8 protein-coding genes are annotated in these 9,227 nt (G+C 73.4%); all 8 read left to right on the top strand.

Translation table 11 applies throughout. The features are described 5' to 3' along the window. Positions 1–835: KR domain-containing protein (locus tag ACZJYS_RS19920; protein WP_493180061.1), on the top strand; the 835-nt coding region annotated here is incomplete at its 5' end. Positions 836–1,000: 165 nt separating this feature from the next. Continuing rightward, on the top strand, positions 1,001–2,335 hold the full coding sequence (locus ACZJYS_RS19915; protein ID WP_109515834.1) for an aminotransferase class I/II-fold pyridoxal phosphate-dependent enzyme: 1,335 nt from the start codon (positions 1,001–1,003) through the stop codon (positions 2,333–2,335). Between the two features lie 37 nt (positions 2,336–2,372). Further along, positions 2,373–3,221, top strand: coding sequence for a formyltransferase family protein (locus ACZJYS_RS19910; RefSeq protein ID WP_493180060.1), 849 nt, complete (start codon positions 2,373–2,375; stop codon positions 3,219–3,221). A 97-nt stretch (positions 3,222–3,318) separates the two neighbouring features. Continuing rightward, positions 3,319–4,605, top strand: a complete 1,287-nt coding sequence (locus ACZJYS_RS19905; RefSeq protein WP_493180059.1) for a capsule polysaccharide biogenesis protein — start codon at positions 3,319–3,321, stop codon at positions 4,603–4,605. A 143-nt stretch (positions 4,606–4,748) separates the two neighbouring features. Further along, positions 4,749–5,741 (top strand): cytochrome c oxidase subunit II, encoded by a 993-nt coding sequence (gene coxB / locus ACZJYS_RS19900; RefSeq protein ID WP_493180058.1) that lies wholly within the window; start codon positions 4,749–4,751, stop codon positions 5,739–5,741. Continuing rightward, a complete protein-coding gene (gene ctaD / locus ACZJYS_RS19895) occupies positions 5,738–8,278 on the top strand; it encodes a cytochrome c oxidase subunit I (RefSeq protein ID WP_493180057.1) in 2,541 nt (846 codons plus the stop codon). Before coxB ends, ctaD begins: the two co-directional genes overlap by 4 nt. A 13-nt stretch (positions 8,279–8,291) precedes the next feature. Then, positions 8,292–8,669 carry a hypothetical protein gene (locus ACZJYS_RS19890; RefSeq protein ID WP_109515832.1) on the top strand — a complete coding sequence of 126 codons (378 nt, stop codon included), beginning with the start codon at positions 8,292–8,294 and terminating at the stop codon, positions 8,667–8,669. Further along, a partial coding sequence (locus tag ACZJYS_RS19885; RefSeq protein ID WP_493180056.1) for a cytochrome c oxidase assembly protein occupies positions 8,669–9,227 on the top strand: 559 nt, incomplete at its 3' end. The genes ACZJYS_RS19890 and ACZJYS_RS19885, both read left to right, overlap by 1 nt.

The following is a 9,227-nucleotide window of genomic DNA, read 5'->3' as shown; positions in this document are numbered from 1 at the left end:
CCGCTTCGCCGCCGTGCTGGCGCCGAAGCTCGCCATCGCCGAGAATCTCGACCGGCTGACACGGCGGGACCCGGTCTCGCTGTTCCTGCTGTTCTCCTCCGCCACCACGGCGATGGGCAATCCGGGCCAGGCCAACTACGTCGCCGCCAACATGGCGCTGGAGGCGCTGGCGCGGCGCCGCCATGCCGAGGGGCTGCCGGCGCTGGCGGTGGCCTGGGGCCCGATCGCCGATGCCGGCATCCTCGCCGGCAACGCCGCCACCGCCGGAACCCTGGCCCGCCGCCTGGGCGTGGCGCCGATGGCGGCGGCCGAGGCGCTCTCCGCCCTGCCGGCGCTGCTGGAGAGCGGCGCGCCGGTGCTGGGGCTGGCGCATGTCGCCTGGCGGGAGGCGCGCATGGCGCTGCCGATCCTGGAGGAGCCGCTCTTCTCCGAGGTGCGCGGCCGCGCCGAGACCAGCCTGGAGGCGGCCGGGCTGCAGGCCCATCTGCTCGCCCTGCCGCCGGAGGAGGCGCGCGCCCTGCTGCGCCAGGTGGTGCAGGAGGAGGTGGCGCGCATCCTGCGCCTGCCGCCCGAGGCGGTGCCGCTCGACGCGCCCGTGGCCGGCCTCGGGCTCGACAGCCTGGGCGGCCTCGAGCTGCGCGGCGCGCTGGAGCGGCGGCTGGGAATGCAGGTGCCGCTGGCCTCGGTGAGCGAGGATCTGACCATCGACCTGCTGACCCGCAAGCTGGCCGAGGGCCTGGCCGGCGGCCGCGCCGAGGAGGCGATCGCCGAGCTGGTGGAGCAGTTCGAGCCCAGCGCCGGCCCGGCCGGGCACCCGGCCGAAGCGACTTCGTGATGGCCCGGGGCGGGTGCGGACCCGCCCCGGACCGGCTATCCTCCCCGCACGCCGCCCCGCCGGCACGGGCCGGGGGCAGCGCCCACGAACGGCCCGGACCATGGCCCATGGACACGCAGCACGCATGACCCTCCCTCCGATCCATCCCGCCCGCGGGGCGGGCGCATGAGCGGCGGGCTCAGCGCCACGGCGCGGATGGCGCTGCTGGCGCGGCTCTCCAAGCGGCGCAGCGGCGAGGCGCCGGCGCCCGACGCGGGCAGCGCGCGCGACTTCACCACCCTGCCCGGCATGCGCGATTTCGGCCTGCTGAAGACCGCGCTGCAATCGCTCGACATGCCGAGCCCGCTGTTCCAGGCGCATGACGGGCTGGCCGGCGCGCACAGCCGCATCCAGGGGCGCGCGGTCGTCAACTTCACCAGCTACAACTACCTCGGCCTGAACGGCGACCCGCGCGTGCTGGCGGCGGCCAAGGCGGCGGTGGACCGCTACGGCGTCTCGCCCTCCGGCTCGCGCATCCTCTCGGGGGAGCGGGAGCTGCACCGCGAGCTGGAGCGCGCGCTGGCGGCGCTGCACGGCACCGAGGCGGCGCTCACCTTCGTCTCCGGCCACGCCACCAACGTCACCACCATCGGCCACCTCATGAGCCCGCGCGACATCGTGGTGCACGACGCGGCCATCCACAATTCCTGCACCGAGGGCGTCCGCCTCTCCGGCGCCCGGCGCATCCCCTTCGCGCACAACGATCTGGGCGCGGCGGAGCGGGAGCTGGCGGCGGCGCGGCGCGGCGCGGGCAAGGCGGCCCGCGCCCTGCTGCTGGTGGAGGGCCACTACAGCATGGATGGCGACAGCCCCGACCTCGCCCGCTGCATCGAGATCGCCCGCCGCCACGATGCCTGGCTGATGGTGGACGAGGCGCATTCCCTCGGCGTGCTGGGCGCCACCGGCCAGGGCATCGCCGAGGCGCAGGGCGTCGATCCCGCCGGCGTCGACATCTGGATGGGCACGCTCTCCAAGACGCTCTCCGCCTGCGGCGGCTACATCGCCGCGCGGGCCGACCTGATCGACTGGATGCGCCACACCGCGCCGGGCTTCGTCTATTCCGTGGCGCTGCCGCCGGCGCTGGCCGCCGCCGCGCTGGAATCGCTGCGCATCCTGCGCGCCGAGCCGGAGCGGGTGGCACGGCTGCAGGCCAATGGCCTCGGCCTGCGGGAGCGGCTGCGCGCGCGCGGCTTCGACACCGGCACCAGCCAGGGCGGCGCCGTGCTGCCGGTCATCCTCGGCTCCTCGGTGCGCACGGCGAAGGTGGCGGCGGCGCTGCTGGAGCGCGGCGTGGCGGTGCAGACCGTCACCTTCCCCGCCGTGCCGGAGCAATCCGCGCGGCTGCGCTTCTTCATCTCCTCCGAGCACAGCGCGGCGGATCTCGACCAGGCGGCCGAGGCGCTGAGCCAGGCCGTCTCCGGCATCGGCCGCGTCGAGAGCCTGCCCGGCCTCGGCGCGTGAGGCGCCCCGGCCGGCAGGAGATCGGGCAGGAGATCGGATGGGCGCTCGGGCGGGCGGCATGCGCATCGCCCTGCTGACCCTGGAGAGCGCGCTCAGCGCCGCGGCGGTGCTGCGGCTGGCGGAGCAGCAGGCGGAGCGGATCGTGCTGATCGGCCGCTCCCTGCCCTACCGCGCCGCCGCCGGCGGCATGCCCGGGCAGATGCGCGCCCATTGGCGCCGCTCCGGCCCCCGCCTGCTGCCCTACCTGCTGGTCAATTACGGCCTGCCGCAGGCGCTGGGCGGGCTGCGCCGGGCCCTGGGCCGTGGCGCGCTGAGCGGCTTCGCGCGGCGGCGGGGCATCCCGCTCCTGGCGGTGGAGGACGTCAACGGCCCCGCCATGGCCGCCGCGCTGCGCGCGGCCCGGCCGGACCTGATCCTGTCCTTCCACTTCGACCAGATCCTGCGCGCCGAAACCCTGGCCCTGGCGCCGCTGGGGGGCATCAACGTGCATCCCTCGCTGCTGCCGCGCCACCGCGGCCCGGTGCCCACCCTCTGGGCGATGCGGGAGACGCCGCCCGCCTTCGGCGTGACGGTGCACCGCATGGTGCCGCGCATCGATGCCGGCGCCATCCTGGCGCAGCAGGCGGTGTCGCTGCCGCCGGGCGTCACCGCCAGCACCGCGGCCCGGCTGCTGCACGAGGCCGGCGCCGCGCTGCTCGGGCCGCTGCTGGCGGCGCTGGAGGCCGCCGCCGCGCCGCCGGCGGGCCGGCCGCAGGACCTGTCACAGCCTGGCGCGCCCTATTGCCCATTTCCATCGGCCGGGGCATTGCGGGAGATGGCGTGGCAGGGCCAGCGGACCGTCGGCTGGGAGGACCTGCATGCGGCCCTGGCCGCGCCTGTCGGGTAGCGCGCGCCATGCCCATGGCGGCCCTGCCCTTCATTCCGCGCGGCGGGCCGGAAGCCCCGCCCCTCCGACCGCCGCAGACGAGAACCCGCCGCCGCCGATGAGCAGCCCCGCCGATCCGGCTTCACGATGCTTCCTCTTCCTGCAGGGACCGATCACGCCGTTCTTCGACGAGGTTGGCGCCGGGCTGCGGGCGCTGGGACATGCCGTGCACCGGATCAACCTGAACCTCGGCGACAGGCTGTTCTGGCGCGGCCCCGGCGCGGTGGATTTCCGCGGCCGGGCCGAGGAATGGCCGGCCTTCGTCGAGGCCTTCCTCGACCGCCACGGCGTCACCGACCTGGTGCTGCTGGGCGAGCAGCGGAGCTATCACAAGGCCGCCATCGCCGCCGCGCATGCGCGCGGCATCCGCGTCGCCACCACCGATTTCGGCTACATCCGCCCCGACTGGATCGTGCTGGAGCGGGACGGCATGAACGCGGCCAGCCTGTTCACCCGCGACCCGGAGACCATCCTGCGCACCGGCGCCAGCCTGCCGCCGCCCGACCTGATCGTGCGCAACAAGGACAGCTTCGCCCGCCAGGCACGGTGGGACATGCTCTACCATCTGAGCAGCGCCCTGCCCTGGCCCTTCCCCCACTACCGCACGCACCTGCTGCAGCACCCGGCGCTGTACTACATGGGCGTCGGGCTGCGGCTGCTGCAGCGCGGGCGGGACAACCGCCGGGCGGACGCCATCCTGCAGCGCCTCTCCGGCACCGGCCCACTCTTCCTGATGGCGATGCAGATGGAGAGCGACTTCTCCATCCGCGCCTATTCCCGCTACCCCGACCTGGACACGGCGCTGCGCGAGGTGGCGGAGAGCTTCGCCGCCCATGCGCCCGCCGACGCGCATCTGCTGGTGAAGGTGCATCCGCTCGACCCGGGGCTGAAGAACTGGAAGCGGCGCACCCGCCGCATCGCCGAGGCGGCGGGGGTCTCGGCGCGGATGCACTATCTGGGCGGCGGCAATCTGGGTGCCATCGTCGAGCAGGTGCAGGGCACCGTCACCGTCAACAGCACGGTGGGGCTGCGCTCCATCATCGACCACACCCCGACCTTCGCGCTGGGCGAGGCGCTCTACCGCATTCCCGGCCTGGTCTTCTCCGGCCCGCTGGACCGCTTCTGGACGGAAGCGACCCCGCCCGACCCGGCGCTGCGCGAGGGCTTCCTGCGCTGCATCGCGCATCAGCTGCACATACGCGGCGTCTACTACAACCGGCCGGGGCTGGATGTGGCGGTGCGCGCGGCGGTGCACCGGCTGCATCACGGCAAGCTCAACATCGCCGTGCCCGAGCTGATGTACCCGGCCGAGGCCGGCTTCCCCGGCACCGCCGCACCCCGCTGAAGCCGCCCCGGCCGGCGCTGGCGCCGCGCGGAAGGCCAAGCCGCAGCCGGAAACCGCCCCGCCCGCGATGCGTTGCGCGGTCTGGAGAGGTGTGCCGCAACGGCGGCGCACGACAGGGTGGGCGGCGAGCCCGCAGGGGGCCAATGGAACAACGCACCGTGATGACGGGCCGCGCCATGCGCGCCGTGCCGCTGGCAGGGCTGCTGACCGGGTGCGGCGGCGTGCAGTCGGCGCTCGACCCCGCCGGCTTCGAGGCGGAGCAGGTGGCGCGGCTGTTCTGGGCCATGCTGATCGCCAGTGGCGTCATCTGGGTGCTGGTGCTGGGCCTCGCCTCCTATGCCGCCCGACGGCGCGGGCAGCCCTGGAGCCAGCAGGGCGCCAGCCGCCTCATCGTCTGGGCGGGGGCGGTGGTGCCGACGCTGCTGCTGGCGGTGCTGCTGTTCTACGGCCTGCGGCTGATGCCGGAGCTGCGCGCCCCCGGCGGCCCGCTGCGGGTGCATGTGGAGGGCGAGCAGTTCTGGTGGCGGGTGCGCTACCATCCGCCCGGCGGCGCCCCGGTGGAGAGCGCCAATGCGCTGGTGCTGCCGGTGGGCCAGCGCGTCGAGTTCAGCCTCTCGACGCGCGACGTCATCCACTCCTTCTGGGTGCCGGCGCTGGGCGGCAAGATGGACATGATCCCCGGCCGCACCAACCGCTTGGTGCTGGAGCCGACGCGCACGGGCGAGTTCCGCGGCGCCTGCGCCGAGCTCTGCGGCGCCTCCCACGCGCTGATGGCCTTCACCGTGCGGGTGGTGGAGCCGGCCGAGTTCGAGGCCTGGCTGGCGCGCGAGGCGGCGCCAGCCGCCGCCGTGGAGCCGGCGGCGCAGGCGGGCGAGGCCGCCTTCCTGGCGAATGGCTGCGGCGCCTGCCACAGCGTGCGCGGCACGGCGGCGCGCGGCGCCATCGGGCCGGACCTGACGCACCTGGCCAGCCGCCCCACGATCGGCGCCGGCATCCTGGAGAACAGCGCGGAGAACCGCGCCGCCTTCATCGCCCGGGTCGACCAGATCAAGCCCTCCGCCCGCATGCCCGCCTACGGCACGCTGCCGGAGACCGAGATCGCCGCGATCGCGGCCTGGCTGGGAACGCTGCGATGAGCGAGGCGACGATGCCGGACAGCGAGGACGCCGCCCGCCGGAAGGCCCAGGAGGCACGGCTCGAGAAGACCTGGGAGACGCCCTCCGGCTGGCGCTACTGGTCGGCGGTGAACAACACCGAGGTGGGGCTGTGGTACACCGCCACCTCCTTCCTGTTCTTCCTGTTCGCCGGCGCGCTGGCGCTGCTGGTGCGGGCGCAGCTCGCCGTGCCGGACAACGACCTGATCTCCGCCAGCCTCTACAACCAGGCCTTCACGCTGCACGGCACGGCGATGATGTTCCTGTTCGCGGTGCCGATCTTCGAGGCGGTGGCGATCCTGCTGCTGCCCACCATGCTGGCGGCGCGGGACCTGCCCTTCCCGCGCCTCTCCGCCTATGGCTACTGGTGCTTCCTGATCGGCGGCGTCTTCGTCATGGGCTCGATCTTCTTCAACGCGGCGCCCGATGCCGGCTGGTTCATGTACCCGCCGCTGACCACGGACCCGAAGCTCACCGGCATCGGCGCCGACATCTGGCTGCTCGGCCTCTCCTTCATCGAGGTGGCCTCGATCGCCGCCGCGGTGGAGCTGATCGTGGGCGTGCTGAAGTGCCGGCCGCCGGGCATGCGCATCAACACCATGCCGCTCTACTGCTGGTACGTGCTGATCGTCGGCGGCATGATCCTGTTCGCCTTCCCGCCGCTGATTGCCGGCGACATCCTGTTCGAGCTGGAGCGGCTGGCCGGCTGGCCGTTCTTCGACGCCAGCCGCGGCGGCGACCCGGTGCTGTGGCAGCACCTGTTCTGGATCTTCGGCCACCCGGAGGTCTACATCGTCTTCCTGCCCTCGATCGCGCTGCTGGCGATGATCGTGCCGACCTTCGCGCGGCGCCCGATCATCGGCTATTCCTGGATCGTGCTGGCCGCCGTGGGCACCGGCTTCCTCAGCTTCGGGCTGTGGGTGCACCACATGTTCACCACCGGCCTGCCCGCCATCTCGCTCGGCTTCTTCTCGGCCGCCTCCGAGGCGGTGGCGATCCCGACGGGCGTGCAGATCTTCGTCTTCGTCGCCACCATGCTGGCGGGGAAAATGACCCGCTCCACGCCGATGCTGTTCGCCGCCGGGGCGCTCGCCATCTTCGTCTTCGGCGGGCTGACGGGGGTGATGGTGGCGATCGCCCCCTTCGACTGGCAGGCGCATGACAGCTACTTCGTCGTGGCGCACCTGCACTACGTGCTGATCGGCGGCATGGTGCTGCCGCTCTTCGCCGGCGCCTACTACTACTACCCGCTGATCATGGCGCGGAAGCTGTCGGACCGCATCGGCCGCCTCGTGTTCTGGCTGATGTTCCTGGGCTTCAACATCGCCTTCTTCCCCATGCACTTCACCGGGCTGCGCGGCATGCCGCGCCGCGTGTTCACCTATCCGGGCGGCATCGGCTGGGACTGGCTGAACCTGATCTCCTCGGCCGGCGCGGTGCTGTTCGCGGCCGGCGTGCTGCTGTTCACCTGGGACGCCATCTGGGGCATCCGCCGCCGCGCGGATTCGCCGCGCAACCCCTGGGGCGCCGGCACGCTGGAATGGCTGAACCCCATCCCCGGCCCCGATTACGGCGTGCGCAGCGTGCCCGCCATCGCCTCCCGCTACCCGCTCTGGGACGACCCGGAGTTGCCCCGCCGCGTGGACGAGGGCCGCGAATACCTCCCCGATGCCGAGGAAGGAAAGCGCGAGACCCTCGTCACCTCCGTGCTCGACGCGCGGCCGATCCAGTGCCTGCGCGTGCCGGGCAACAGCTTCATGCCGATGGTCGCGGCGGTGCTGACCGGCGCGGTGTTCATCCTCACCACCTTCCACCTCTACTGGACCGGGCTGGCGGTGGGCGTCGCCGCCATCCTCTCCATCCTGGCCTGGCTGTGGCGCGGCACGGCGATGGTGCCGGAGAAGCACGAGAAGGATATCGGCCGCGGCGTGAGGCTGCCGCTCTACGCCTCCGGCATCCGGTCGGTCGGCTGGTGGGCGATGTTCATCACCATGACCGGCGACATGACGGCCTTCGCCAGCCTGGTGTTCAGCTACTTCTACTTCTGGACCATCCACCCCGTCTTCCCGCCGCTGGATGCCGCCGGGCTGCCGATGGGCCCCGGGCTGCTCTGGCCGGGCGTGGCGCTGCTCGCCGCCCTCGGCGCCTGGGGCGCCATGCTCTGGGCGCGGGCGCGCAACACGGCGGGCCAGGCGGGCGGGCTGCGGCTCGGGCTGCTGGCGGCGGTGCTGCTGGCCCTGGCCAGCGGCGGCGCCATGCTGATGGGCCCCTGGGCGAACGGGCTGGAGCCCACCACCCACGCCTACCCCGCCGCCGTCTGGGTGCTGCTGGGCTGGGCGGCGCTGCATCTCGCGGTCGGCGTCATCATGACGCTCTACGCCCTGGCCCGCAGCCTCGCCGGCAAGCTGACGCGGGAGCACGACATCGATATCCACAATGTCGTGCTCTACTGGCACTTCGCCGCCATCACCGCGGTGGTGACGCTCGCCACCGTCGCCCTCTTCCCGCTGCTGGCGTGAGGGAGGGGCCGCCATGCTGATCCACAACCGGCGCCACGCCAATCTCTGGACCCTGCTGGCGCCGCCCGCCATCTGGGCCATCCACTTCCTGCTCTGCTACGTCGCCGCCGCCATCGCCTGCGCCAAGGGCGGCGGGCCGTGGGTCGATCTCACCACGCTGCGCTGGGTGATCCTCGGCATCACCATCCCGGCGCTGGGGCTGATCCTGGTGGCCGGGCAGCAGGCGCGCCGCCACTGGGGCTTCGGCACGGACGACCCGCCGCACGACCAGGCCACGGACGAGGACCGCCAGCACTTCCTCGGCTACGCCACGCTGCTGCTCTGCGCGCTGAGCTTCGTCAGCGTCATCTTCGTCGCCATGCCGGCGATCACCATCGCGGATTGCCGCTGATGGCCGCCGGGGTGGCCTTGCCGCTGGCGCTGCTGGTGCTGGCGCTGGTCTGGGGCGGGCCGCTGCTGGTGCTGCTGGAACGCTCCTTCACCGGCCACATGGTGATGCATATGGGCGTGGTGGCGGTGGCCGCGCCGCTGCTCGCCATCGCCCTCGGCGGCGGGCGGTGGGACCCGGCGCGGCGCTTTCCCCGGCTTCTCGGGCCAAACCTCTGGTGGCCCGTGGCGGCCTCGGGGCTGGAATTCGTCACCATCTGGGGCTGGCACATGCCGGGGCCGCACCACGCGGCACGCGAGAGCCTTGGCGTGATGGCGCTGGAGCAGGGCAGCTTCCTCGCCGTCTCGCTGCTGGTCTGGCTCTCCTGCCTCGGCGCCGGCGAGGCGGACCGGCGGCCGCGCCAGGCGGCGGGCGTCGTCGGCCTGCTGCTCACCTCCATGCACATGACGCTGCTCGGCGCGCTGATCGCCCTCGCGCCGCGCCCGCTCTACGCCCATGCCGCCTGCCTCGGCCTGACGCCGCTGGAGGACCAGTCGATCGGCGGCGTGGTGATGCTGCTGG

Source organism: Roseomonas sp. TS2 (assembly GCF_058833935.1).
Note: the sequence above shows the minus strand (reverse complement) of the source record. Positions and strands in the feature narration are given on the sequence as shown.

What these genes read in the sequence shown, in the direction of transcription:
- ACZJYS_RS19915 (WP_109515834.1), top strand. Translation starts at nt 1,001, where the DNA reads ATGAGCGGCGGGCTCAGCGCCACGGCGCGGATGGCGCTGCTGGCGCGG.
- ACZJYS_RS19910 (WP_493180060.1), top strand. Translation starts at nt 2,373, where the DNA reads ATGGGCGCTCGGGCGGGCGGCATGCGCATCGCCCTGCTGACCCTGGAG.
- ACZJYS_RS19905 (WP_493180059.1), top strand. Translation starts at nt 3,319, where the DNA reads ATGAGCAGCCCCGCCGATCCGGCTTCACGATGCTTCCTCTTCCTGCAG.
- coxB (WP_493180058.1), top strand. Translation starts at nt 4,749, where the DNA reads ATGGAACAACGCACCGTGATGACGGGCCGCGCCATGCGCGCCGTGCCG.
- ctaD (WP_493180057.1), top strand. Translation starts at nt 5,738, where the DNA reads ATGAGCGAGGCGACGATGCCGGACAGCGAGGACGCCGCCCGCCGGAAG.
- ACZJYS_RS19890 (WP_109515832.1), top strand. Translation starts at nt 8,292, where the DNA reads ATGCTGATCCACAACCGGCGCCACGCCAATCTCTGGACCCTGCTGGCG.